General features: G+C 65.6%; 20 protein-coding genes, 1 tRNA gene and 1 riboswitch. Of the genes, 14 read left to right on the top strand and 7 right to left on the bottom strand.

The annotated features are described in order from the left end of the window. Position 1 precedes the first annotated feature (1 nt). From bioA to bioB, 4 genes are read right to left on the bottom strand one after another with little or no spacing between them, the layout of a single operon-like run. Positions 2 to 1,300: an adenosylmethionine--8-amino-7-oxononanoate transaminase gene (gene bioA / locus ACTRWG_RS08480; RefSeq protein WP_027236963.1), complete on the bottom strand. Its 1,299-nt coding sequence runs from the start codon at positions 1,298 to 1,300 to the stop codon at positions 2 to 4. Beyond that, positions 1,297 to 1,923, bottom strand: a complete 627-nt coding sequence (gene bioD / locus ACTRWG_RS08475; protein ID WP_027236962.1) for a dethiobiotin synthase — start codon at positions 1,921 to 1,923, stop codon at positions 1,297 to 1,299. Before bioD ends, bioA begins: the two co-directional genes overlap by 4 nt. Next, on the bottom strand, positions 1,920 to 3,059 hold the full coding sequence (locus ACTRWG_RS08470; RefSeq protein ID WP_027236961.1) for an 8-amino-7-oxononanoate synthase: 1,140 nt from the start codon (positions 3,057 to 3,059) through the stop codon (positions 1,920 to 1,922). Before ACTRWG_RS08470 ends, bioD begins: the two co-directional genes overlap by 4 nt. Next, on the bottom strand, positions 3,059 to 4,036 hold the full coding sequence (gene bioB, locus ACTRWG_RS08465; RefSeq protein WP_008556688.1) for a biotin synthase BioB: 978 nt from the start codon (positions 4,034 to 4,036) through the stop codon (positions 3,059 to 3,061). The genes ACTRWG_RS08470 and bioB overlap by 1 nt, the downstream gene beginning before the upstream one ends. A 213-nt stretch (positions 4,037 to 4,249) precedes the next feature. Further along, positions 4,250 to 4,378: riboswitch (TPP riboswitch) on the top strand. Between the two features lie 137 nt (positions 4,379 to 4,515). Here bioB and thiC point away from each other — a divergent pair. From thiC to ACTRWG_RS08425, 8 genes are all read left to right on the top strand, one after another. Next, on the top strand, positions 4,516 to 6,330 hold the full coding sequence (gene thiC / locus ACTRWG_RS08460; RefSeq protein ID WP_462829220.1) for a phosphomethylpyrimidine synthase ThiC: 1,815 nt from the start codon (positions 4,516 to 4,518) through the stop codon (positions 6,328 to 6,330). Beyond that, positions 6,327 to 7,295 (top strand): FAD-dependent oxidoreductase, encoded by a 969-nt coding sequence (locus ACTRWG_RS08455; protein WP_462829219.1) that lies wholly within the window; start codon positions 6,327 to 6,329, stop codon positions 7,293 to 7,295. The genes thiC and ACTRWG_RS08455 overlap by 4 nt, the downstream gene beginning before the upstream one ends. Further along, positions 7,264 to 7,461 carry a sulfur carrier protein ThiS gene (gene thiS, locus ACTRWG_RS08450; RefSeq protein ID WP_462829218.1) on the top strand — a complete coding sequence of 66 codons (198 nt, stop codon included), beginning with the start codon at positions 7,264 to 7,266 and terminating at the stop codon, positions 7,459 to 7,461. The genes ACTRWG_RS08455 and thiS overlap by 32 nt, the downstream gene beginning before the upstream one ends. A gap of 1 nt (position 7,462) precedes the next feature. After that, positions 7,463 to 8,230 (top strand): thiazole synthase, encoded by a 768-nt coding sequence (locus tag ACTRWG_RS08445; RefSeq protein ID WP_462829217.1) that lies wholly within the window; start codon positions 7,463 to 7,465, stop codon positions 8,228 to 8,230. Beyond that, the gene (locus ACTRWG_RS08440; protein ID WP_462829216.1) at positions 8,230 to 8,835 is read left to right on the top strand and encodes a thiamine phosphate synthase; all 606 of its coding nucleotides are present in this window, start codon (positions 8,230 to 8,232) and stop codon (positions 8,833 to 8,835) included. Before ACTRWG_RS08445 ends, ACTRWG_RS08440 begins: the two co-directional genes overlap by 1 nt. Further along, positions 8,832 to 9,800, top strand: coding sequence for a ThiF family adenylyltransferase (locus ACTRWG_RS08435; RefSeq protein WP_462829215.1), 969 nt, complete (start codon positions 8,832 to 8,834; stop codon positions 9,798 to 9,800). The genes ACTRWG_RS08440 and ACTRWG_RS08435 overlap by 4 nt, the downstream gene beginning before the upstream one ends. Continuing rightward, positions 9,797 to 10,501, top strand: coding sequence for a bifunctional hydroxymethylpyrimidine kinase/phosphomethylpyrimidine kinase (thiD, locus tag ACTRWG_RS08430; protein WP_027236954.1), 705 nt, complete (start codon positions 9,797 to 9,799; stop codon positions 10,499 to 10,501). Before ACTRWG_RS08435 ends, thiD begins: the two co-directional genes overlap by 4 nt. 114 nt (positions 10,502 to 10,615) lie before the next feature. Beyond that, a complete protein-coding gene (locus tag ACTRWG_RS08425; protein ID WP_027236953.1) occupies positions 10,616 to 11,971 on the top strand; it encodes an amidase in 1,356 nt (451 codons plus the stop codon). A 30-nt stretch (positions 11,972 to 12,001) separates the two neighbouring features. On the opposite strand, the gene ACTRWG_RS08420 is transcribed toward ACTRWG_RS08425, so the two are convergent. Continuing rightward, positions 12,002 to 12,991, bottom strand: a complete 990-nt coding sequence (locus tag ACTRWG_RS08420) for a hypothetical protein (RefSeq protein WP_027236952.1) — start codon at positions 12,989 to 12,991, stop codon at positions 12,002 to 12,004. 168 nt (positions 12,992 to 13,159) lie between these two features. Between ACTRWG_RS08420 and ACTRWG_RS08415 the strand changes: the two genes are divergently transcribed. From ACTRWG_RS08415 to ACTRWG_RS08405, 3 genes are all read left to right on the top strand, one after another. Continuing rightward, positions 13,160 to 13,654 carry a hypothetical protein gene (locus ACTRWG_RS08415; protein WP_036797459.1) on the top strand — a complete coding sequence of 165 codons (495 nt, stop codon included), beginning with the start codon at positions 13,160 to 13,162 and terminating at the stop codon, positions 13,652 to 13,654. A gap of 102 nt (positions 13,655 to 13,756) precedes the next feature. Continuing rightward, a tRNA-Thr gene (locus ACTRWG_RS08410) sits at positions 13,757 to 13,832 on the top strand. A 260-nt stretch (positions 13,833 to 14,092) separates the two neighbouring features. Further along, a complete protein-coding gene (locus ACTRWG_RS08405; protein ID WP_027236950.1) occupies positions 14,093 to 15,385 on the top strand; it encodes an O-acetylhomoserine aminocarboxypropyltransferase/cysteine synthase family protein in 1,293 nt (430 codons plus the stop codon). Positions 15,386 to 15,435: 50 nt separating this feature from the next. Here ACTRWG_RS08405 and ACTRWG_RS08400 read toward each other — a convergent pair whose 3' ends face one another. Continuing rightward, positions 15,436 to 16,167: an SIMPL domain-containing protein gene (locus ACTRWG_RS08400; RefSeq protein ID WP_027236949.1), complete on the bottom strand. Its 732-nt coding sequence runs from the start codon at positions 16,165 to 16,167 to the stop codon at positions 15,436 to 15,438. A 177-nt stretch (positions 16,168 to 16,344) separates the two neighbouring features. Between ACTRWG_RS08400 and ACTRWG_RS08395 the strand changes: the two genes are divergently transcribed. Next, entirely contained in the window at positions 16,345 to 18,915 is a 2,571-nt protein-coding gene (locus ACTRWG_RS08395) for a DNA polymerase III subunit gamma/tau domain-containing protein (RefSeq protein WP_462829214.1), read from the top strand. A 199-nt stretch (positions 18,916 to 19,114) separates the two neighbouring features. Here the strand turns inward: ACTRWG_RS08395 and hppD are convergent, their stop codons facing one another. Beyond that, on the bottom strand, positions 19,115 to 20,215 hold the full coding sequence (gene hppD, locus ACTRWG_RS08390; protein ID WP_260000559.1) for a 4-hydroxyphenylpyruvate dioxygenase: 1,101 nt from the start codon (positions 20,213 to 20,215) through the stop codon (positions 19,115 to 19,117). Between the two features lie 152 nt (positions 20,216 to 20,367). Between hppD and ACTRWG_RS08385 the strand changes: the two genes are divergently transcribed. Together ACTRWG_RS08385 and ACTRWG_RS08380 are read left to right on the top strand one after the other, a co-directional pair. Continuing rightward, positions 20,368 to 20,823 (top strand): Lrp/AsnC family transcriptional regulator, encoded by a 456-nt coding sequence (locus ACTRWG_RS08385; RefSeq protein ID WP_027236946.1) that lies wholly within the window; start codon positions 20,368 to 20,370, stop codon positions 20,821 to 20,823. Between the two features lie 66 nt (positions 20,824 to 20,889). After that, positions 20,890 to 22,110, top strand: a complete 1,221-nt coding sequence (locus ACTRWG_RS08380; protein ID WP_462829213.1) for a PAS domain-containing protein — start codon at positions 20,890 to 20,892, stop codon at positions 22,108 to 22,110. Positions 22,111 to 22,122: the final 12 nt, after the last annotated feature.

Raw genomic sequence — 22,122 nt, 5'->3', positions numbered from 1 at the left:
CCTACAGCTCCCGCGCCAGCCGCAGCATGCCCGCGGTGATTTCGCTGAGCTGATCCGGCGCCGTGATGAAGGGCGGCATGGTGTAGATGTTAGTCCCGAAGGGGCGCAGGAAGACGCCCATCTCATGCGCGCGGGCGTGCGCCTCGTCTGCGGAAACCCGGTGCTTCATCTCAATCACACCGATGGCGCCCAGCACCCGCACGTCCGCCACATTGGGCAGGCCGCGCGCAGGCGCCAGCTCCGCCTCCATCTGCTCGCCGATAGCCGCCACCGTGCCGCGCCAGTCCTGGCCGGTCAGCAGGTCCAGCGAGGCCTTCGCGGCCGCACAGGCCAGCGGGTTGCCCATGTAAGTCGGCCCGTGCATGAACAAACCGGGATTGCCGCCGCCGATGCCTTCGGCCACGCGGTCATTGGTCATGGTGCAGGCGAAAGAGATATGGCCGCCGGTCAGGCCCTTGCCGAGGCAGATGATATCCGGCTCGACGGTGCAGAAATTTGTGGCGAACAGCTCGCCCGTGCGGGCGAAACCGGTGGCGATCTCGTCGAAGATCAAGAGGATGCCCAGCTCATCGCACATTGCACGCGCCTGATTCAGATACTCCGGGTGGTAGAAATACATGCCGCCGGTGCCCTGCACCACGGGCTCCAGAATGAAGGCTGCGATCTTCTGCGCGTTGGCTTCCAGCACGGCACGCAGTTCTCCCAGACCGTTTTGCGCCGGGTCGTCATTCCAGTCCTCATTAATGCGGTTCGGCGGGCGGGAGACGAAATGCTGCACGCTCAGCGCGCCCTGAAACAGATGGTGCATGCCGGTGTCCGGGTCGCAAACGCTCATCGCCTTCCAGGTATCGCCGTGATAGCCGGAGCGGATGGTGGCAAACTCCTTGCGATCCGGCTGGCCGATCGCGTGCTGGTACTGCACCGCCATCTTCATCGCCACCTCGACCGAGACCGAGCCTGAATCACAATAGAAAATGCGCGTGAGGCTTTCGGGGGTGATCTCCAGCAGCTTGCGGCCCAGGTCAATCGCCGGGTCATGGGTCAGCCCGCCGAACATCACATGCGGCAGGGTGTCGAGCTGGTCGTGAATGGCCTTGGTGATCGCCGGATTCTTGTGGCCGTGCATCATGCACCACCAGGACGACATGGCGTCGATCAGCCGGGTACCGTCGTCCAGAGTGATGTAAACACCCTCGCTCTCCTTCACGACGAACGTCGGACCGGGCTTGGCGACATTGGTGTAGGGATGCCAGAGGTGCTGCTGGTCAAACTCCAGCTGGGTGAGGTCTGCGGCACTCATGACAGCACCTCCTTGATCAGGTCCACCCGGATGCTGGCCTGAAAGGCCACGGCCAGCGCGTCAGAGGTCAGCTCGCCAAGCACCGGCAGCCGCCCCAGGTGCGCCACTTGGCCGAATTGGCAGATGGTTTCCTCCACCGCCGGCTCCGCGTCGCCGATGAAGGCCACGCCCGCAACCGGGCAGCCCGCATCGCGCAGGGCTTTCAGCGACAGCAGCGTGTGGTTGATCGTGCCCAGCTGGGTCCGCGCGCAGAGGATCACCGGCGCGCCCCAGCGGGCGAACAGATCGAGATACAGCACCTTGCGGTTCAGCGGCACCATCAGCCCGCCTGCGCCTTCGGCCACCAGCACGCCATCGGCCTCAGGCAAAGACAGCGAATCCGGGTCGATCTCCACGCCCTCGGCCTCTGCCGACAGATGCGGCGAGGCTGGCAGTTGCAGAAGATACCCTTCAGGCAGCGCCGGGCGGCCCGACAGGCGGGAGACGATCTGGCTGTCGGTCTCCTCTTCCAGTCCGGATTGCACCGGCTTCCAGTAGGTTGCGCCCAGGGCCTGCACCAGGCCGGCCGAGAAGACGGTCTTGCCAATGCCTGTATCGGTCCCGGTGACGATCAGCGCGCTCATGCCCCATTCTCCATTTCCCGGGCGAGGTCTTCGAACATCGCGGTGATGACCCCTGCCCCCGTGTTCAGCGTGATCGACAGCCGCAGCCGCGAGGTGCCGCGTGGCACGGTCGGCGGGCGGATGCCGCGAATGTCATAGCCGCGGGCCTGCATAGCGGAGGCCAGCGCCATGGAGCGCTTGTCGTCACCGATCACCACCGGCAGGATCTGGCTTTGGAAACCCTCCAGCCCGCACAGGCGTTTGGCTTCACCTTGGGCATGGGTGATCCCCTGCCACGCTTGCTCGCGGCGGCTTGGGTTCTGCTGCAGCTCCTGCAAGGCCGCCCGCACCAGTGCCGCGTTCAAGGGTGACGGGGCGGTGGCAAAGATAAACCCGCGCGCCTTGTTGATCAGCGTCTCAATCAGCACCCGCTGACCGCAGATCAAAGCGCCGGAGGCCCCCAGCGCCTTGCCGCAGGTGTGCAGGCTCAGGACGTTTGGCCGGTGCGCGATCTCATACGCCAGCCCGCGGCCCAAATCGCCGAACACGCCCGTTGAATGCGCCTCATCCACCACCAGCACTGCGCCGTCCGCATCGGCCAGTGCCATCAGCGCGTCCAGCGGCGCGAGGTCGCCGTCCATGGAATAAACCGCCTCAACCGCGATCCAGACCTGACCGGTGCCGCCCGCCGCGCGCCACTCTTTCAGCACCCGCGCCGCGTCTTCCACATCGCCATGCGCAAAGCTGCGGGTCTCCGCCCGGCCCAGCCGCATTCCGTCGTGAGTGCTCGCATGGATCAGCGCGTCATAGAGCACCAGATCGCCCAGTTGCGGCAGGGTAGAGAAGATCGCCTGATTGGCATTAAAGCCGCCGCCCATGAACAGCGCGGCCTCGGTGCCGAAGAACTCCGCTGCCTCAGCCTCCAGAAGCTGGTGTTCCGCGTCATTGCCGCGCAGCAGGCGCGCGCCGCCTGCCCCCACCGGCACACCGCGCGCCAGCGCATCGGCTGCGGCGGCGCGCATCACATCGCTGCACGCCAGCCCAAGGTAGTCATTGGAGGCGAAGTCATGCCCTTCCCGCGGCATCAGCTGCCGGTAGCGTCCGCGCGTGCGCAGCGCTTCCAGCGATTTCTCATGCCTGGGGAAGGCGCCCGCCATCAGCGGCTGCCGTCGCAGCCCGCGGCCATGGCGGTGATGCCCAGACGGTCGAACAGCTGCTGGTCCTTGTCCTCTTCGGGGTTGTCGGCAGTCAGCAGCGTGTCGCCGACAAAGATCGAGTTGGCCCCGGCAAAGAAGCACATCGCCTGCATCTCGTCCGACATATCGGTGCGGCCTGCGGACAGGCGCACGTGCGATTTCGGCATCAGAATGCGGGCCAGAGCAACCGAGCGGACGAATTCGATCGGGTCCAGCTTCTCGACATTGGCCAGCGGCGTATCGGCGATCGGGATCAGCATGTTGACCGGCACCGAATCCGGGTGCACCTCCAGCGTCGCCAGCGCCAGCATCATATCGATACGGTCCAGCTGCTGCTCGCCCATGCCGACGATGCCGCCGGAGCACACCTTGATGCCCGCCTCGCGCACTCGGTTCAGGGTGTCGATCCGGTCGGCGAAGGTGCGGGTGGTGATGATCTCGGAGTAGTAGCGCTCCGAGGTGTCGATGTTGTGGTTGTAATAATCGAGACCGGCGTCGCGCAGGCGGAACACCTGTTCCTCGTCCAGCATGCCCAGGGTCATGCAGGTTTCCATACCCAGGTCCTTGACGCCCTGCACCATCGCCTCCAGAGCCGCCATGTCGCGGTCCTTGGGAGAGCGCCAGGCGGCGCCCATGCAGTAACGGGTGGCGCCGCCTTCCTTAGCTTTCTTGGCCTCGGCGATCACACGCTGAACCTCGATCAGCTTGGAGGCCGAGAGCTGCGCGCCGTTGCGCGCCGACTGCGAGCAATAGGCGCAATCCTCGGCGCAGCCGCCGGTCTTGATGCTGAGCAGCTTGGATTTCTGCACCTGATTGGGGTCGAAATACTGCCGGTGCACGGTGTGCGCCTGAAACAGCAAGTCCATGAATGGCTTATTGTAAATCGCTTCCGCTTCCTCGCGGGTCCAGTCGGTGCGGATGGGTGCAGCGTCCAGCATGCTGTCTCCTGTTCTCTATACCTGTTGGCCATGCGCGGATGGCGTTGCTGGTTTTTATAGATAATTTTGCAGCCGCCGATCAAGCATCAAAGCTGCGCTGCAGCGATTTGCCTCAAAAACCCGCCCATAAGTCCAGTATCACGCTGATACTAATACCAAAAAATAATCTACAAAGATTCCGGTTGACGCGAACCCCGCCCCTCCCCTAGCCCTATAGGCACGCAGGGGAGTCCCGCCCAAGGGACTGAGAGGCGTCATGGTGCGGGGTATCCCGGACCGGCGGCGCGACCCTTTGAACCTGACCCAGTTGATACTGGCGTAGGAAGCAAGAAGCATCGCACGGCGCCCCGGCGGCAAGCGCTGTTTCGGACAGGCAGCATGCGTGCACCGGCCGTACACCGGCTGTACACCCCCCTGCCCGTTTTCCTCCGTCCCGGCTCAATTGGTGTTTTTGAACCGAAGCCCCGGAGGAACACCAGATGAACGTCCCCAATCCCAAGATCACCACGGGCGCCCTGCCCGCATCGCGCAAGATCTATGTCAGCGGCGAGGTCCACCAGGACATCCGCGTGCCAATGCGTGAGATCTCCACCCACCCTACCGCGGGCGAGGCGCCGTTGCCGGTCTATGACAGCTCCGGCCCCTACACCGACCCGGACGTGCTGACCGACATCCGCCAGGGCCTGCCGCAGCTGCGCCGCCAGTGGATTGAGGCGCGCGGCGACGTCGAGAGCTACCAGGGCCGCGATGTGAAGCCGGAGGACAATGGATTTGTCGAGGGCGACCGGCTGACGCCTGAGTTCCCGGTGAGACCCGCCCCCCTGCGCGGCAAGGACGGCAAGGCGCCGACCCAGCTGGCCTATGCCCGTGCGGGCATCATCACACCGGAGATGGAATTTGTGGCGATCCGCGAAAACCAGCTGCGCGAGCTGTCGCCGTGCTACGCGAACCGTGACGGCAATGACTTCGGCGCCAACATCCCCGACTACGTGACGCCGGAATTCGTGCGCCAGGAAATCGCCGCGGGCCGCGCCATCATCCCGGCCAACATCAACCACCCGGAAATCGAGCCGATGATCATCGGCCGCAATTTTAAGGTGAAGATCAACGCCAACATGGGCACCTCTGCCGTCACCTCCTCGATGGAGGAAGAGGTCGACAAGCTGGTCTGGGCGATCCGCTGGGGGGCTGATACGGTGATGGACCTGTCGACAGGCCGCAACATCCACAACACCCGCGAATGGATCGTGCGCAACTCTCCGGTTCCGATCGGCACCGTGCCGATCTACCAGGCGCTGGAAAAGGTGAACGGCATCGCCGAGGACCTGACGTGGGAGGTGTTCCGCGACACGCTGATCGAGCAGGCGGAACAGGGCGTCGACTATTTTACCATCCATGCCGGTGTGCGGCTGCACATGGTGCCGATGACGGTGAACCGGGTGACGGGGATCGTCTCGCGCGGCGGCTCGATCATGGCGAAGTGGTGCCTGCATCACCACAAGGAGAGCTTCCTCTATGAGCATTTCGAGGACATCTGCGACATCTGCCGCCAGTATGACGTCTCCTTCTCGCTGGGCGATGGCTTGCGCCCCGGCTCCATCGCAGACGCCAATGACGAGGCGCAATTTGCCGAGCTCGAAACCCTGGGCGAGTTGACCAAGATCGCCTGGGCCAAGGATTGCCAGGTGATGATCGAGGGTCCGGGCCATGTCGCCATGCACAAGATCAAGGAGAACATGGACAAGCAGCTGGAGTGCTGCCACGAGGCGCCGTTCTACACGCTGGGGCCGCTGACCACTGATATCGCGCCGGGTTATGACCATATCACCTCCGGCATCGGGGCGGCGATGATCGGCTGGTTCGGCTGTGCAATGCTGTGCTACGTGACACCGAAGGAGCATCTTGGCCTGCCCGACCGCGACGATGTGAAGACGGGGGTGATCACCTACAAGATCGCTGCCCATGCTGCCGACCTCGCCAAGGGGCTGCCGGGCGCCCAGCGCCGCGACGATGCGCTGAGCCGCGCGCGGTTCGAGTTCCGCTGGGAGGATCAGTTCAACCTGTCGCTGGACCCGGACACCGCGCGCGAGTTCCACGACCAGACCCTGCCGAAACAGGCCCATAAGGTCGCGCATTTCTGCTCCATGTGCGGGCCGAAGTTCTGCTCCATGCGGATCAGCCACGACATCCGCGCCGAGGCGCAGAAAGAGGGCATGGAGGCGATGGCCGCCAAGTTCCGCGAGGGCGGTGAGCTCTATGTCCCTGCTGCCGAAGCTGTGGAACCGGCGGAATGATCACCATCGCAGGCGCGGGCCTCGCCGGTCTCGCCTGCGCCTATGAACTGGCGCAGCGCGGGGCGGCGGTCACCGTTTATGAGCGGGGCGAGGCGCCCGGGGCCGGCAGCGTCGCGCGCTTTGCAGGCGGCATGCTGGCGCCCTGGTGCGAACGCGAAAGCGCCGAGGAGGAGGTGATCACCCTCGGCAGCCGCGCCTTCGATTGGTGGGCCAAGGTCACAACGGTCCACAGGCGCGGCACGCTGGTGGTGGCGCCTGCCCGCGACCGGGCGGAGCTGACCCGTTTCGCCCGCCGCACGTCAGGCCACCGGGGTGTGGACGGGGCGGAGATTGCCAAGCTGGAACCGGCGTTGACGGGGCGGTTTGCGCAAGGGCTGTTCTTTGAGCAGGAGGCGCATCTGGACCCGCGGCGCGCGCTGCGCGATCTGAGCGCCAAGGTGCAGGCGATGGGGGTGGAGATCCGCTATGGCACCCCTGCCCCGGCCCGCGTCACGCTGGATTGCACCGGGATGGCGGCACCGCTGCCCGGCTTGCGCCCGGTGCGCGGCGAGATGGCCATCCTGTATTGCCCGGAGGTGGAGATCAGCCGCACCCTGCGGCTGCTGCACCCGCGGATGCCGCTCTACCTCGTTCCGCGCGGGGACGGGTATTTCATGATCGGCGGCACCATGATCGAGAGCAGCTCTGACCGGCCCATCTCCCTGCGCTCGCTCAACGAACTGCTGAGCGCGGCCTTTGCCCTGCACCCCGCCTTTGCCGAGGCCAGCGTGGCGGAGACCGGCGCGGGCCTGCGTCCGGCCTTTCCGGACAACCTGCCGCGGCTGACCGAACAGGACGGCACGCTCTGCCTCAATGGCCTTTACCGGCACGGCTTTCTGCTTGCCCCCGCGATGGCGCAAGCCGCGGCACGCCGCCTGTTACAGGAGACATCAGATGAAGATCATCGTGAACGCCGAACCGCGTGACGTATCCGCAACCGATCTGAAGACGGCTCTGCACGAGCTGGGCTTTGCCTCCTCGGTCGTGGCCACCGCGTTGAACGGCACCTTTGTGGCCCGCGGCAAGCGGGAAGAGGTGCAGCTGTCCGAGGGCGACCGGCTGGAAGTGCTGGCCCCGATGCAGGGAGGATGAGATGAAAGTTTACGGAACAGAGATCACCTCGCGCCTTTTCCTGGGCACCGCGCAATATCCTTCACCCGCAGTGCTGGCCGGGGCGATACAGTCCAGCGGCACGGAGGTCATCACCGTGTCCCTGCGCCGCGAGACCGCCGATGGCTCCGGCGCCGGGTTCTGGGAGAGCCTGCGGAAAACCGGCTGCCGCATCCTGCCTAATACCGCCGGCTGCCATTCAGTGCAGGAGGCGGTGACCACCGCCCGTATGGCACGGGAGCTGTTTGATACCCCTTGGATCAAACTGGAGGTGATCGGCCATTCCGACACTCTGCAGCCGGATGTTTTTGGGCTGGTGGAGGCGGCGCGGGTGCTGAGCAGAGAGGGTTTCCAAGTTTTTCCCTATACCACGGACGATCTGGTGGTGGGGGAAAAGCTGCTGGACGCCGGCTGTGAAGTGCTGATGCCCTGGGGAGCGCCTATCGGTTCCGGCCAGGGGCTGCGCAACCCGGACGCCCTGCGCACGATGCGCGCGCATTTCACCGGTGTGCCGCTGATTGTCGATGCCGGCATCGGGCGGCCGTCGGACGCTGCCCAGGCAATGGAGTTGGGTATGGATGCGGTCCTGTTGAACACCGCCGTGGCCAAGGCCGGCGACCCCGCCGGGATGGCCCGCGCGATGGCGCTGGCTATTGAGGCCGGGCGTTTGGGATATGAGGCCGATCCGATGGAGCCGCGCGACATGGCGGTGCCCTCCACCCCGGTGCTGGGCCTGGCGGAGTTTGCATGATGGAGCGTTTCTATCTGATCGTGGGCCATGTCGGCCGGCTGGAGCTGCTTGTCCCCCAAGGGGCGAAACTGGTGCAGCTGCGCATCAAGGATGAGCCGGAGGCCGAGGTGCGCCGCCAGATCGCCCGCGCCCGCGACTTTTGCGCGGTGCATGGCGCGCAGCTGGTGGTGAATGACTATTGGCAGGCGGCCTTGGACCTGAATTGCAACTTCGTCCACCTGGGGCAGGAGGACATGGACACCGCCGATTTCGCCGCGCTGCGCCGCAAGGGGGTTCGGTTCGGGCTGTCGACACATGACGAGGGGGAGCTGGACCGCGCCCTATCACTCAACCCGGCATATGTGGCACTGGGGCCGGTCTATCCGACATTGCTGAAGAAGATGAAATGGGGACCGCAGGGTCTGGAGCGGGTCGCGCGCTGGAAGCAAATGGCGGGAAAGACCCCTTTGGTCGCGATTGGCGGGCTGACGCCAGAGCGGCTGCCGGGGGTCTTTGCCGCAGGGGCCGACAGCGCCGCGGTGGTGACTGATATCCAGCTGGCGGACGACCCCGAGGCGCGCACCCGCGAATGGGTGGAGGCCTGCCGCGCAAAGGAGCCCGCATGAGCCGCTACGCGCGCCAGATGATCCTGCCGGAGGTCGGTGCGGAGGGTCAGGAGCGGCTGGCAAGCGCCCATGTGCTGGTGGTGGGCGCAGGCGGGCTGGGCTGCCCGGTGCTGCAATATCTGGGCGGGGCCGGAGTGGGCCGGATCACGGTGATGGACGGCGACCTAGTGGAGGAGAGCAACCTGCACCGGCAGGTGCTCTATTCCATGGCGGACCTCGGCCGGCCCAAGGCGGAGGCTGCACGTCAGCACCTGCTGGCCGCAAATCCGGCGTTGCACGTCAGCGCATTTGTTCAAGCGCTGGACGCCGCCAACGCCCCCGCAATGGTGGCCGGGGCCGATCTGGTGGTGGATGCGGCAGACATTTTTGCGGTGTCTTACATCCTCTCGGATGAATGCCTGCGGCAGGGCAAGACGCTGATTTCCGCTTCGGCGCTGGGGCAATCCGGGTATGCCGGCGGCTTCTGCGGCGGCGGGCCGTCCCTGCGCGCGGTGTTCCCGGACTTACCCGCACAGGCTGCGACCTGCGCAACCGCGGGCGTGATGGGGCCTGCCGTGGGCATGATCGGCGCGCTGCAGGCGCAGCTTGCCCTGAAGGCGCTGCTCAATCACCAGCCCTCCCCGCGGGGACAGCTGTTTATCTTCCGCCTGCAGGACCTGCAGGTCAGCTCTTTCCGCTTTGATGGGGCGGAAGAGCCGGAGGAAGCCCTGCCCTTTATCGCAGCGTCTCATATCGGCCCTGAGGATACGGTGATCGAGCTGCGCGATGCCGCCGAAGCCCCGCGCCTGCCAGCGCCGCAGGCCCGGCGGATTTCCCGTGCGGATCTGCTGGCGGCGGGCCTGCCCCGCAAGGCGCGTATCGTGCTGTGCTGCCGCACAGGTTTGCGGGCCTGGGGGGCGGCACAGGACTTGCGGCAGGCCGGGTATATCGATCTGGCGCTGCTGGCAGCGGGAGACAGTGCGTGACAGTGATCCTGGCCATTGGCGGCACCGACAGCAGCGGCGGCGCGGGCCTTACCCGCGATACCGCCATGGCGGCGGAGCTGGGGACCGCAGTCCGGCCGGTGGTGACAGCCGTGACCGTGCAAACCAATGAGACTGTACTGGACGTCCACCCCTGCCCGCCCCCACGTGTTGCGGATCAGGCGCGCGCCGCCTTGGCAACGCCTGCTCTGCCGGGGGCGGTGAAGATCGGGATGCTGGGCTCCGCTGCGGTGGCAGAGGCGGTGGACGCGGCCCTGCCCGCGGGATTGCCCATCGTGCTGGACCCGGTGCTGAAGGCAAGTTCCGGAGGCACTTTGATGGAGGCGGACGGTTTTGGCGCGCTGCTGCGGCGGGCGGCGCTGGTCACGCCGAACCTGGCGGAGCTGGAGGTGCTGTCCGGCGTTTTGGGCAGCCCTGAGGCGCAAGCCGCTGCACTGCTGACGCAGGGGGCGCGCGCGGTGCTGGTCAAAGGCGGCCATGGCACCGGTGCTGAAAGCGTGGACCTGCTGTTCACCGCGGAGGACGCGCCTGCCCCCTTTGCCGCGCCGCGGCTGGCGGTGTCAAAACGCGGCACCGGGTGCAGTCTGGCCACGGCCATTGCCTGCCATCTGGCAAAGGGGGACAGCCTGCAAGAGGCCTGCCGCCACGGCAAGGACGCGGTGCACTGCTGGCTGCGCCGCTGAGGCGCGCAAGGTCGCTGCCAGACAGTCTTTAGGCCGGTTTCAGGACGGAGCTTCCCGGCCCGTCTCCCTAGTGTCCGGGCAGCCTTTCACGCCCAGGCCCGGGAGACCTGCCGCATGACCGATATCACCGCGCTCACCGCTGAGCAGATGGCAGCGAAACTGCGCACGCGCGATCTGAGCGCCCGCGAGGTGCTGGCGGCGCACAAGGCGCAGACCGAGGCGCGGGAGGGCGCGGTCAATGCCTTTGTCACCATCGACTGGGACGCGGCAGAGGCGCGGGCGGCGGAATTGGATGCGATGGCCGCCTGCGGGGAGTTTGCCGGGCCGCTGCACGGGCTGCCCGTGGCAATCAAGGACTGCTTTGAAACCAGGGGCCTGCGCACCACCTGGGGATCGCGGAGCTTTGCGTCCCATGTGCCGGACTATGACGCGCTGCATGTGGCGCGGCTGCGGGCGGCGGGCGCGGTGATTACCGGCAAGACCAACACGCCGGAGTTCACCTTTTCCGGCCAGACCAGCAACCTGGTGGCCGGCACCACCCGCAACCCGCTGCACCCGGAAAAATCCGTCGCCGGCAGTTCCGGCGGCGCGGCGGCGGCGCTGGCGGCAAATATGGCGGCGCTGGCCGATGGCTCCGACCTCGGCGGCAGCACCCGCACGCCTGCGGCCTGGTGCGGGGTTGTGGGGATGCGCCCCACCTCCGGCCTTATTCCCTATGAGCCGAACCCGGCGCCCTTTGACGGGCTGTCGGTGCCGGGGCCGATGGCGCGGACAGTGCGGGACCTGGTGCTGATGCTGGAGGTGATGCAGGGCCACGCCCCCAGCCAGCCGCTGGGCTTCTGGCAGGATGTGCCGCGGCTGGCGGATCTGGAAGCGCCCCCTGCCAGGCGCTGTGGCCGGATCGCCCTGTCGCTCTCCCCCTTCGGCGCCAGTGTGGAGCCGTCGGTGCAGGCGGCGGTTGCGCCGGTCGGAACCCTGTGCCAAGCGCTGGGCTGGCAAGTGGCTGAGGACGCCCCGGCGCTGGAACCGCTGCTGGCGCATGGCGGTATCACCCGCGGCCAGTGCGCGCTGCAGATCCGCGCCGCGCTGGAACCGGACATGGAGCTGGCGGGGGAAAGCTTCCGCACCGCTTGCGCCCAGGCAGAGGGGCGCAGCCTGGCGGAACTGATTGCCTATCAGAAAACCCGCGCCCGGGTCTGGGCGGATGTTGCCGCCTTCTTTGACCGCTACGACGTTGCCCTGTGGCCCACGGCAACCGGGATGCCGTTCTCAGCAGACCTGCGCGACGGCGAGCTGCCCGAGGACTGGCGCACGGTGACCCTGACGCCGCCGATGGAGCTGCCGTCAATCTCAATCCCCTGCGGCCGCTCGGCGGACGGGATGCCCGTCGGGCTTCATATCACCGGGCCGAAAGGATCAGATGCGCGGCTGCTGCAATTTGCCCGCAGCATCGAGCGCGCGCTGCGGTAGCGGGGCAGAAACGCGCGCCCGCCGCCAGCCTCAGCGCATCCAGAAGCCTTCTTTCTTGATCCGGTTGCGGATCGCCTGCTCGCGCCGGGGCAAATTCCCGCGGTCGAACAGCGCCCGCACCTTCGCGCCGCGGCCCTGGTAGACCATGCGCTTGATCGGCTCATAGGCTTTCAGTACCTTCTTGATCCGGTTCGGCGCGGCTATTTCATGCAGCAGCTCAACCACCCGGTCGCTTTCACGCGCATAGAGCAGCGGAAATAGCCGGTAGTGGCAGCTGGTCTCTCCATCGAGGTAACCGCTTGGCAGCGCATCGCGGCCGCCGCCGAAGGAATGGATCACCAGGGGCAGCACGATCTGGTCGAGCCAGGGGTCCAGGCTTTGGCCGGTGAGTTCGACTGGCGGATCGTCCCGGACCGACTGCGCATAGGCCAGGAACCGCGCGCCAAAGGCCCGCGGACAGGCGCCGTAGAAAAAACCCGCGTTGAAATAGAGATACCGCTTCCAGAATTCATCCGGCTGGCTGAGGTCGAGGCTGGACGGGAAATCGAGGCCGAAGCGGGCATAGAGCGACTGCCAGATGCCAGCATAGCCGGGACCGTACAGCGTCGGCTTCGGCCATGTGCCCTCCACCCGCAAGGAGGCCGAGGGGCAGGAGAAATCGAACGGCACCTCCGCCAGCTCGCCGGTGATCAGCGTATCGGTGTCGAAAAACGCAAAAGGCTCGCCCTCGGGCAGCGCCTGCAGCGCCTCGATCTTGTTGCCATAGGGGTATGCGGCGCCGAACGCCTTGCTCTCAAACGGCAGGATTTCCGCCGCCAGATCCGCCAGCGCCTGCAGCACCTCCGGATTGCGGATGCTGGGATCCTTGTCCCACAAGGGCCCCGGCTGCGGCACCGCCACGAACAGCCGCCCGGCAAACCCCGGCGCGCAATGGCGCAGCGAGGCCGCAAACAGCACCGCCTCATACTGCAGCCGGCCCGCCTGGCCGATGATCATCACGTTGAAGGGGGCATTTGCCATTGTTTTCCCCGTTTTTCCGTCCCTGCCGGGCGGTTAGGACTGCCTGTTAAGGCCGCAGGCAGAACTGCCTGATAAGGTAGCTACAAGCCTGCAGGATGCCGTGCAACAGGCGGTTGGAAAATTCGGGCGCCCCTGTGTTGCAGCGGGCGCCGCAAGCGGAGAAAGACTATGATTGATGTGATCCTGGCAATCATCGCGGCCTCGGCCCAGCCGGGTGCGGACAACGGCGTGCCCGCGACCGCGGCGGTGTCCGCGCCCGCGCCGGCCCGCACCGCGCTGGCGGCGGAGCCGCAGGAGGCCACCGGCCGCTTTACCACTGCAACAGAGGTGAAGCCGATCCTGTCCGCGACCCGGGCCAACTGGATCCATGTGCGCGAATTCAACGGCCAGGACCTGCTTTATGTGACCCACCTGTGGTCCTGGCGCTGCGGCCTGGCGCAGGTCAGGCTGGGCGTGAACGGCGCTGCGCCGGAAATCTGGCCGCTGCCGGAGTGCCACCTGGACGAAGGCTTTCCGAACATGATCAAGGAAGAGGACGGCATGCCTTACCGCAGCTATCCGCTGGGCTCGATTCAGCAGATTGCTGTGGAGGTGACGTTTGATGATCTGACAGTGGAAAGCCTGGCCTTCGGGCGTGACGGGCAGCCCCTTCCGCAGGACTGAACCGGCTGCCTTGCCTCGGCGGCATGAAGGCAGCCCATTTCAGGAAAAAGACCTCTTGCGACAGACCCGCGAAGGATGTTAAGCGCGGTTTCACAGCTAAGTGCCCCTATAGCTCAGCTGGTAGAGCAACTGATTTGTAATCAGTAGGTCCGCGGTTCGAGTCCGTGTGGGGGCACCACCAACCTCTCTAAAGCATTGGTTTCGCTTCAGGTTTCCTGCGCTCTCCGGGGGCACCGGGAAAAGCGTTTTTGGCCGTTCTGCCCGCAATACCCCCTCAACTCACAGGTGCCAGAGCCCGCCTGCCGTGTTGAAACCGCCGCTTGCAAACCGCAGAACATATCGCAACCCGGCCTGCTTCCGCTGCGGCATTGCCGCAATTGCCTTCCGCACTCAGCCATGCTGTTGTGCGCGCGAAATAGTTTTCAGGGAGACCCACTCATGACCGATGCCCCGTCTTATGGTTTTGACACCTTGCAGATCCATGCTGGCGCCAAGCCGGACCCGGCCACCGGCGCGCGGCAGACGCCGATCTATCAAAGCACCGCTTATGTCTTCCGCGATGCCGAACACGCTGCAGCCCTGTTCAACCTGCAAGAGGTCGGATTTATCTATTCCCGCCTGACCAACCCTACCGTTGCGGTGCTGCAGGAACGGCTGGCGACGCTGGAGGGCGGCGTCGGCGCGGTCTGCTGCTCCTCCGGCCACGCGGCGCAGATCATGGCGCTGTTCCCGCTGATGGCGCCGGGCTGCAATGTGGTGGCCTCGACCCGGCTTTACGGCGGCACAGTGACCCAGTTCAGCCAGACCATCAAACGCTTCGGCTGGTCGGCGAAATTCGTCGACACCGACGATCTGGATGCAGTGGAGGCGGCGATCGACGAGAACACCCGCGCCGTGTTCTGCGAATCCATCGCCAACCCGGGCGGCTATGTCACCGACATCCGCGCGCTGGCCAATATCACCGACGGCGCCGGTATTCCGCTGATCGTCGATAACACCTCCGCCACCCCCTACCTGTGCCGCCCGATCGAGCAGGGCGCGTCGCTGGTGGTGCATTCGACCACCAAATACCTGACCGGCAACGGCACTGTGACCGGCGGCTGCGTCATCGACAGCGGCACCTTCGACTGGTCGGCCAATGACAAGTTCCCCTCCCTGTCGGAGCCGGAACCCGCCTATCACGGCCTCAAGTTCCATGAAACCTTCGGACCCCTGGCCTATACCTTCCACGGCATCGCCATCGGCCTGCGCGATCTGGGCATGACGATGAACCCGCAGGCGGCGCATTACACGCTGATGGGCGTCGAGACGCTGTCCCTGCGGATGCAGCGCCATTGCGAGAACGCCCGCAAGGTGGCCGAATGGCTCGAGAACGACGAGCGGATCGACTATGTGACCTATGCCGGGCTGCCGTCCTCGCCTTATTTCGAGCGCGCCCAGGAGCACTACCCGAAGGGCACTGGCGGGCTGTTCACTTTTGCCGTCAAGGGCGGCTATGAGGCCTGCATCAAGCTGGTGGATTCGCTGGAGATTTTCAGCCACGTGGCCAATCTGGGCGACACCCGCTCGCTGATCATCCACTCGGCCTCCACCACCCACCGGCAGCTGACACCGGAGCAGCAGGAAGCGGCGGGTGCCAGCCCCAACGTGGTGCGCGTGTCCATCGGTATCGAGGATGCGGACGACCTGATCCGTGACCTGGACCAGGCGCTGGCCAAGGCCTGCGGCTGACTCACCGTCTACCCGTAAGAGAAAGGCCGGGCGCCCTGCCCGGCCTTTTTTTATTCGCTTACCGCGCCGCCCGGCACGGTCATGTCGAACACCACTGAGACATTATGCGTGAAGGTCAGCTCCCCGGCTTCGACCGGCATCGCCTCGCTGCGCGCCATGTCCATGGCCATCATCGGCCGGGGCCCGCCACCGCTGCCGTTCTCGGTGATTGTGCGCACCGGACCCAGCTCCATGCCGGCCGCTTCAGCCAGCTGCTGCGCTTTGCGCATCGCATCCTTCACCGCCTCGCCGCGGATCCTGCCGATGACCGCGGCAGGGTCCTCAACACCAAAGTTCAAGCCCTGAAACTGGTTGGCGCCGGCCGTCAGCACCGTGTCCAGCACCGGCCCCAGCCGGTCCAGATACCGCACCCGCACCATCAGCGTGTTCGAGGCCTGGAAGCCGGTGATCTCGCGCCGGCCGCCGTTGCCGCTGGAGCGGTCCTGCGACCAGACCGGATGCATCGCAATCTGCTGGGTTTGCATGTCCGCGCCGGCGATGCCGCTGTCCTTGAGCCGCGCGATCACCGCGCCCATCGCCTCCGATGCTGCCGCCATTGCAGCTGCGGCTTCCTCCGCCTCCTCGGTCACGCCAAGAGTGATGGTTGCCAGCTCAGGGGCCACCTGCAGCGTGCTTTCGCCACTGACCGTGATCTGCCGCGGCGCGGCGGCCTCGCTTGCCGCAACAGCGCCAGCGCCCATCGACAGCGCCAGTGCGGCGGCCAGAAGTTTCTTTGCTTTCATCCTCAAAAGCTCCTTTGTTGAATGACCACTAGATGGGGGTGGCGGACAGCCGCCCGCAAGCCCCGCCGGAAGTCTTTTCCTTTAACTCGGCAGACTCCTGCTTTAAGGTCCGCGGCAAAACACCGGGCGCGGCAGGCGGCCCCGGGCAGTATGGATTTGGATGGTTTGACCCAAGGCATGAAACCGGCTTTTGCTCTTTCGCTTTCCGCTGATGGTATTGCGCTTCTTTATCGCGCCGGCGACGGCTGGCGGAGCGTGGGCAGCACCCCGTTCAGCGCTGAGGATCTGCCCGCTGCGCTGGCGGACATGCGCGCCGATGCGCTGCGGCTGGCACCGGGCGGCGTGTTCAGCAAGCTGATCCTGCCCAATGACCAGATCCGTTATCTGACGGTGGAGACCGGCGAACTGCCTGCGGAGGAGCGGATTGCTGCCGCCAGGGCCGCGCTGGAAGGCGCGACGCCCTATGAGGTGGACGAGCTGGCCTTTGATATCAGTGCTGACGGCGGCCTGACCCATATCGCCGCCGTGGCGCTAGAAACGCTGGATGAGGCAGAGACCTTTGCTGTGGAGCATGGCTTTGGCCCTGCCAGCTTCGTCGCGGCCCCCGAAGACAGCGGGTTTCAGGGTGAGCCATTCTTTGGCACTGCCCGCGCGATCCGCGGCACCGAGGTGGAGCCCGACAGCGCCGCAGTAGAGGTTGTTGGCCCGGCTAAGATGCCGGATCCGGCGGCGGAAGGCGATCAGGAAGACAGCCCGCCCGCCCCGGCAATGGACACCGCGGAGCCACCCAAGGACACTGCCGCCGACCAGCCCGCGGCGCAGCTGCCGCCTGCGCCGCAAGCTGAAAGCGTTGAACCGGCAGGCGGCAGGGACACCCCGGAGCACCCACAGGCGCCCGCGGAGGAACCAGAACCGGAAGCGGAACCGGCAGAAGAGGAAGCCACTGAGGACGCCCCGGCGACGGCCGCAGAAGCAAAGACGCCAGCCAGCCTTCCGCCTGCGCCGCCTGCACCGGCAGCCGATGGCTCCGCGCAGGAGGGCAACGGGTTTTCCAGCATCCGCAGCAAGGCTGCGCCCGCAAATTCCTCTGCCCCGCCTGTTTTGGGTCCGGCAAAGGCACCGCAGCCGGAACAGGTGCCGCCGCCGCTTGCCAAAGGGCCCCAGCCGGCCCCAGCCCCGTCAGCGGCGAAACCGCTGGAAGCCGCTGGTGCGGCCAGGCCCGCGGACCAGGCCGAAGCCGCCGTGCCGCAGCCGAAGATCCCGCCCGCCCCCGCGGCGCTGCGCGAGGCTGCCGCAACCCCGGCCCCGCCGCCCAAGGAGGCCGCCGGCAAACCGGCCGCCAAAGGCAAACCGCGCTACCTTGGGGTGATCCTGACCGCCTTGCTGCTGCTGTTCATGGCCACCGTCGCGGTATGGGCGGTTTTCGGTGAAAACGGCTTTCTTTCGGACACACCTGCTGAGGACAGCAGCCCTTCCCCCGACCCGGAAGCCGCCCCCGGCAGCAGCCTGCTGGAAGACGAAGACAGCCCGGCCGGAACACCGGCAGCAGCGCCGCAACCAGGCACGGACGAGGGTGCGCAAGCTATCGCGCCGCAGGTAAGCGTGCTGGCGGATCAGCCCGACCCCGGCGTGCAGGAGACCGGACTGATCCCCGCTGCCGCAGACGAAGCCGCCGCAGATGGCGCGGAGCTGCCCGTGGAGAGCGCTGACACCGCCGCAGTGGTCACGGACGCCCCTGAGGGCGGCGAGACGGAGGGCGGCTTGCAGGCGTCTGCCCCGGCGGCGGCGCTAGAAGAGCCGCTGGACGAACTGGCCCAGGCCGCGCGCTACGCCGCAACCGGGGTCTGGCCGGTTGCTCCTGACCTGGGAAGCTTCCCCGCTGCGCCGGGCCTTGACGAGCTTTATACCGCCTCCATTGACCAGCCCGACATCGCGGCGGATGCCGTGGCTCTGCCGCAGGCGGAGTCTTATGCACAAGACGGTCAGCCGGCAGCCATCACCTCCCCTGCCGCGGCGGGGCAAGCATTTGAACTCAACGACCGCGGCCTGGTGACGGCTAGCCGCGAAGGCACGCTCAACCCCGATGGCATCATGGTCTACCTCGGCCGCCCCGGTAAAGTGCCGCCGCGCGCGCCGGAGCGCAGCGACCCCGCCGCCGAAGCCCTGGCTGAGGAAGTGGCCCGCAACCAGGTACTGTCGCGCAAGCGCCCCAAGGCACGGCCCTCGGACCTGGAGGAACAGGTCGAGCGCGCCCAGCTGGGCGGCCTCAGCCGCGCCGAGCTCGCCTCGCTGCGCCCGCGCCAGCGCCCGGCCAGCCTTAAACCGGCGGAAGAAGAGCAGATGCCTGCCACCGCCCTGGCGGTTGCCGCCTCGGTGGTGCCCCGCGGGCGGCCCGCGAATTTCGCCAATCTGGTCGACCGCGCCCGCCGCAACGCCCAGAACCAGGTTCAGACCGCAGCCGCCGTGCCAGCCGCTGCCGCCGCCGCTGCGCCCCGCATACCGACCACAGCGTCGGTCGCCCGCCGCGCCACCGTCAGCAACGCTATCAACCTGCGCAAGCTGAACCTGATCGGCGTCTACGGCACCGCATCCAACCGCCGGGCGCTGGTCCGGCTGCCCTCGGGCCGCTACAAGAAGGTGCAAGTCGGAGACCGCATCGACGGCGGCCGGGTGATCGCCATCGGCGAAAACCAGTTGCAGTACCAGAAAAGCGGGCGCAACCGCACCCTGAAGATGCCGAACGGCTAAAGGCCCGGGCTGTACGGCGTCTCCCCCTCTTATCCCCCCTCCTAGGACCGGCAGTCAGCCGGGGGTGACGGGTTCGCGGCGGCAATCGCCCATCTTCTCACCGGCTGACTGGGCTGATTTACTCCTCTTTTCTTGATGCCGGACATAAAAAAGCCGGGCCCGCACTGCGGACCCGGCCATCGCACTTGTTTGGCAGCGGTTACTCGGCGGCTTGGATTTCGCCGTTTTCGATCTGCTCCCGCTCGATCGATTCAAACAGCGCCTTGAAGTTACCCTCGCCAAAGCCGTCGTCACCCTTGCGCTGGATAAACTCGAAGAAGATCGGCCCGATCACGGTCTTGGAGAAGATCTGCAGCAGGATCTTGGTTTCGCCGCCGTCGACCACGCCCTCGCCGTCGATCAGGATGCCGTGTTTCTTCATCCGATCCAGCGGCTCCTCGTGGCCCTGCACGCGGTCGTGGCTCAGATCGTAATAGGTCTCCGGCGGGGCCGGCATGAACTTGATGCCGCGTTCCGAAATCTCATCGGTCGAGTCATAGATGTTCTCGGTGCCGACGGCGATGTGCTGGATGCCCTCGCCCTTGTACTTCTTCAGGTAGGAGACGATCTGCCCAGTCTCGCCCCGGTCCTCGTTGATCGGGATCCGGATGCGGCCGCAGGGCGAGGTCAGCGCGCGGCTGAGCAGGCCGGTGTACTTGCCTTCGATGTCAAAGAAGCGGATCTCCTTGAAGTTGAACAGCTCGCCGTAGAAATTGAACCACTTGTCCATGTTGCCCTTGTAGACATTGTGGGTCAGGTGATCGAGGTAATAGAAGCCGACGCCGCGCGGCTTGGACTGCTTCAGCCACTCGAATTCCTCGTTATAGGGCGAGGTGTCGTAATACTGGTCGATGAAATAGATCAGCGAGCCGCCGATGCCCTTGATCGCGGGCACGTCCATGGTTTTGTCATCATCTTCATAGGGTTCGGCCCCCTTGGCAACGGCATGCTCGAACGCCTTCTGGGCATCCGCCACGCGCCAGCCCATCGACGGGGCGCAGGGGCCGTGCTCTGCGACGAACTTCTCGGCAAAGCTGCCGGCCTCGGCGTTCAGGATGTAAGTGATGTCGCCCTGCTGCCACAGCTCAACGCCGGGCTTCTGCTTGTGACGGCCGACCAGCTCATAGCCCATCTGGGTGAACAGGTCGCGCAGCTCCTGCGGCTCAGGGCTGGCAAATTCAACAAATTCAAAGCCATCGGTGCCAGCGGGGTTTTCAGGCGTGATCTCGGATTTCGGGGCGTTATGCGGGAACGGGCCCATCGCGCGTCTCCTTCATCTGATGTGGGGACAGAATTAAATCTTGTCCTAAGAATACCGCTTTTCGGATACAGGGTTTCCGCATAGTTTCGCGCGCGCCGGTTGATTTGCGCGGGTTTTTTGCGGAAAGTGGGGGAAATGAGGAGTATTTGCGCATGCTGGATCCGACAGACACGAAACTTCTCGCAGCACTGCAGAAGGACGCGCATCTGACCGCGCAGCAGCTTGGCGACCTGCTCAACCTGTCGCCCAGCCAGGCCGGGCGACGGCGCCAGCGGCTGGAGGCGGAAGGTTATATCGAGGGGTATTCCGCGCGGCTGAACCCGGCCAAGCTGGGGCTGGCAGTACAGGGATTCGTGCAAGTGCATCTGGGCAGCCACGGCCCCGAACAATCCAAGGGTTTCGCCCGGCTGGTGGCCAGCCAGCCGCAAATCACCTCAGCTTGGACAATGACCGGCGAGGCCGACTACCTGCTGCGGGTCTATTGCGCCGACCTGCAGGCGCTGAACGCGCTGATTCACGAGATCCTGCTGCCGCACCCCGGCGTGTCCAGAGTCCAGAGTCAGATCGTAATGGCACAATTAAAACGCGATGCGCCGCTGCCGACTTAACCAAGCGGGAAGGATTTGAACGTAAACAGACGGCAACGAATTCCGTAATCAGAAGTGGAAATTGCCGTGTCTTTTGTTGACCGCCGTGTTGAAACGCGACCAAGCAGCGGCGAGGCTCCCTTTGGCCTCAATGAAGTTTTCTTTTCCAGGACTGACAGCCGCGGTGTGATCCAGGCGGGCAACTACGTGTTCCGCCGCGTCGGTGCCTACCCCTGGGAGGAACTGATCGGCGCGCCGCACAAGGTGATCCGCCACCAGGACATGCCCAAGGGCGTGTTTTCGCTGTTCTGGGACACGCTCAAACGCGGCGAATGCATGGGTGCCTATGTCAAGAACAAGTCCAAGGACGGTCTGTACTATTGGGTGTTTGCCGTGGTCGTCCCCTGCGAGGACGGCTATCTCTCCGCCCGGATCAAGCCCAGCAGCAAGCTGTTCGATGAGGTGCGCGCCTTCTATACGCAGATGCTCAAACGCGAGAATGAGCAAGGCGTCAAGCCGGAGGAAAGCGCCCAGTACCTGCTCGACTGGCTGAGCGGCCATGGCTACGAGAACTACCACGAGTTTGCCGCCCACGCGCTGAGCCAGGAGCTGATCGCGCGTGACACCGGCCTGGGAAACCAGGCCCACGTCCGCATCCAGGAGCTGACCGGCATGCTGCGCAACGCCGAAACCCTGGTGGAGGAAACCGAGGGGCTGATCGCCGATTTCGACGCCATGCACACGATCCCGCATAACCTGCGGGTGCTGGCTTCGCGGATCGAGCCGTCGGGCGGCCCGGTCACGGTGCTGTCGCAGAACTACGGCTCCATGTCGCGTGAGATGTCGGACTGGTTCGGCGCGCATGTGATGGGCAAGAACAGCAATTTCGCCAAGATCAAATCCTCCGTGAACGACAGCCTGTTTGTCGAAGGCATGGCGCGGATCCTGATCGAATGCGACAATCAGCTGCAAAAAGAGCGCCGCGACCTGGGTAACGTCGACATGGAGGCCGAACGCAAAATTCTCGGCGACCTTGTGAAGGACCAGGTCAAGCGCGCGCAGGACGGCATGAAGGAGGTCGACCAGGAATCCGACCGCATCACCAGTGCCTGCCAGATCATGCACCGGCATTTCCTCGGCCTCAGCTCGACCCGGGTGCTGCTCAAGATCGAAAGCGCAAGACTGACCGATTCCGGTGAAACCCTGGCCGATATCATCGACCAGCTCGGCGGTTTCCAGGAGCGGATATCGCGGCGGCTGGACCGGATCGGCAAACTCAGCGAAGAAATCCGCCTGCTTGAGCAATAATTCCGCAGCGCC

This window comes from Leisingera sp. G5_S3_59_S7 (assembly GCF_054968485.1).
Note: the sequence above shows the minus strand (reverse complement) of the source record. Positions and strands in the feature narration are given on the sequence as shown.

Excerpts from the sequence above, each read along its gene's own strand:
- bioA (WP_027236963.1), bottom strand. The coding sequence starts at position 1,300 with ATGAGTGCCGCAGACCTCACCCAGCTGGAGTTTGACCAGCAGCACCTC.
- bioD (WP_027236962.1), bottom strand. The coding sequence starts at position 1,923 with ATGAGCGCGCTGATCGTCACCGGGACCGATACAGGCATTGGCAAGACC.
- ACTRWG_RS08470 (WP_027236961.1), bottom strand. The coding sequence starts at position 3,059 with ATGGCGGGCGCCTTCCCCAGGCATGAGAAATCGCTGGAAGCGCTGCGC.
- bioB (WP_008556688.1), bottom strand. The coding sequence starts at position 4,036 with ATGCTGGACGCTGCACCCATCCGCACCGACTGGACCCGCGAGGAAGCG.
- thiC (WP_462829220.1), top strand. The coding sequence starts at position 4,516 with ATGAACGTCCCCAATCCCAAGATCACCACGGGCGCCCTGCCCGCATCG.
- ACTRWG_RS08455 (WP_462829219.1), top strand. The coding sequence starts at position 6,327 with ATGATCACCATCGCAGGCGCGGGCCTCGCCGGTCTCGCCTGCGCCTAT.
- thiS (WP_462829218.1), top strand. The coding sequence starts at position 7,264 with ATGAAGATCATCGTGAACGCCGAACCGCGTGACGTATCCGCAACCGAT.
- ACTRWG_RS08445 (WP_462829217.1), top strand. The coding sequence starts at position 7,463 with ATGAAAGTTTACGGAACAGAGATCACCTCGCGCCTTTTCCTGGGCACC.
- ACTRWG_RS08440 (WP_462829216.1), top strand. The coding sequence starts at position 8,230 with ATGGAGCGTTTCTATCTGATCGTGGGCCATGTCGGCCGGCTGGAGCTG.
- ACTRWG_RS08435 (WP_462829215.1), top strand. The coding sequence starts at position 8,832 with ATGAGCCGCTACGCGCGCCAGATGATCCTGCCGGAGGTCGGTGCGGAG.
- ACTRWG_RS08425 (WP_027236953.1), top strand. The coding sequence starts at position 10,616 with ATGACCGATATCACCGCGCTCACCGCTGAGCAGATGGCAGCGAAACTG.
- ACTRWG_RS08420 (WP_027236952.1), bottom strand. The coding sequence starts at position 12,991 with ATGGCAAATGCCCCCTTCAACGTGATGATCATCGGCCAGGCGGGCCGG.
- ACTRWG_RS08415 (WP_036797459.1), top strand. The coding sequence starts at position 13,160 with ATGATTGATGTGATCCTGGCAATCATCGCGGCCTCGGCCCAGCCGGGT.
- ACTRWG_RS08405 (WP_027236950.1), top strand. The coding sequence starts at position 14,093 with ATGACCGATGCCCCGTCTTATGGTTTTGACACCTTGCAGATCCATGCT.
- ACTRWG_RS08400 (WP_027236949.1), bottom strand. The coding sequence starts at position 16,167 with ATGAAAGCAAAGAAACTTCTGGCCGCCGCACTGGCGCTGTCGATGGGC.
- ACTRWG_RS08395 (WP_462829214.1), top strand. The coding sequence starts at position 16,345 with ATGAAACCGGCTTTTGCTCTTTCGCTTTCCGCTGATGGTATTGCGCTT.
- hppD (WP_260000559.1), bottom strand. The coding sequence starts at position 20,215 with ATGGGCCCGTTCCCGCATAACGCCCCGAAATCCGAGATCACGCCTGAA.
- ACTRWG_RS08385 (WP_027236946.1), top strand. The coding sequence starts at position 20,368 with ATGCTGGATCCGACAGACACGAAACTTCTCGCAGCACTGCAGAAGGAC.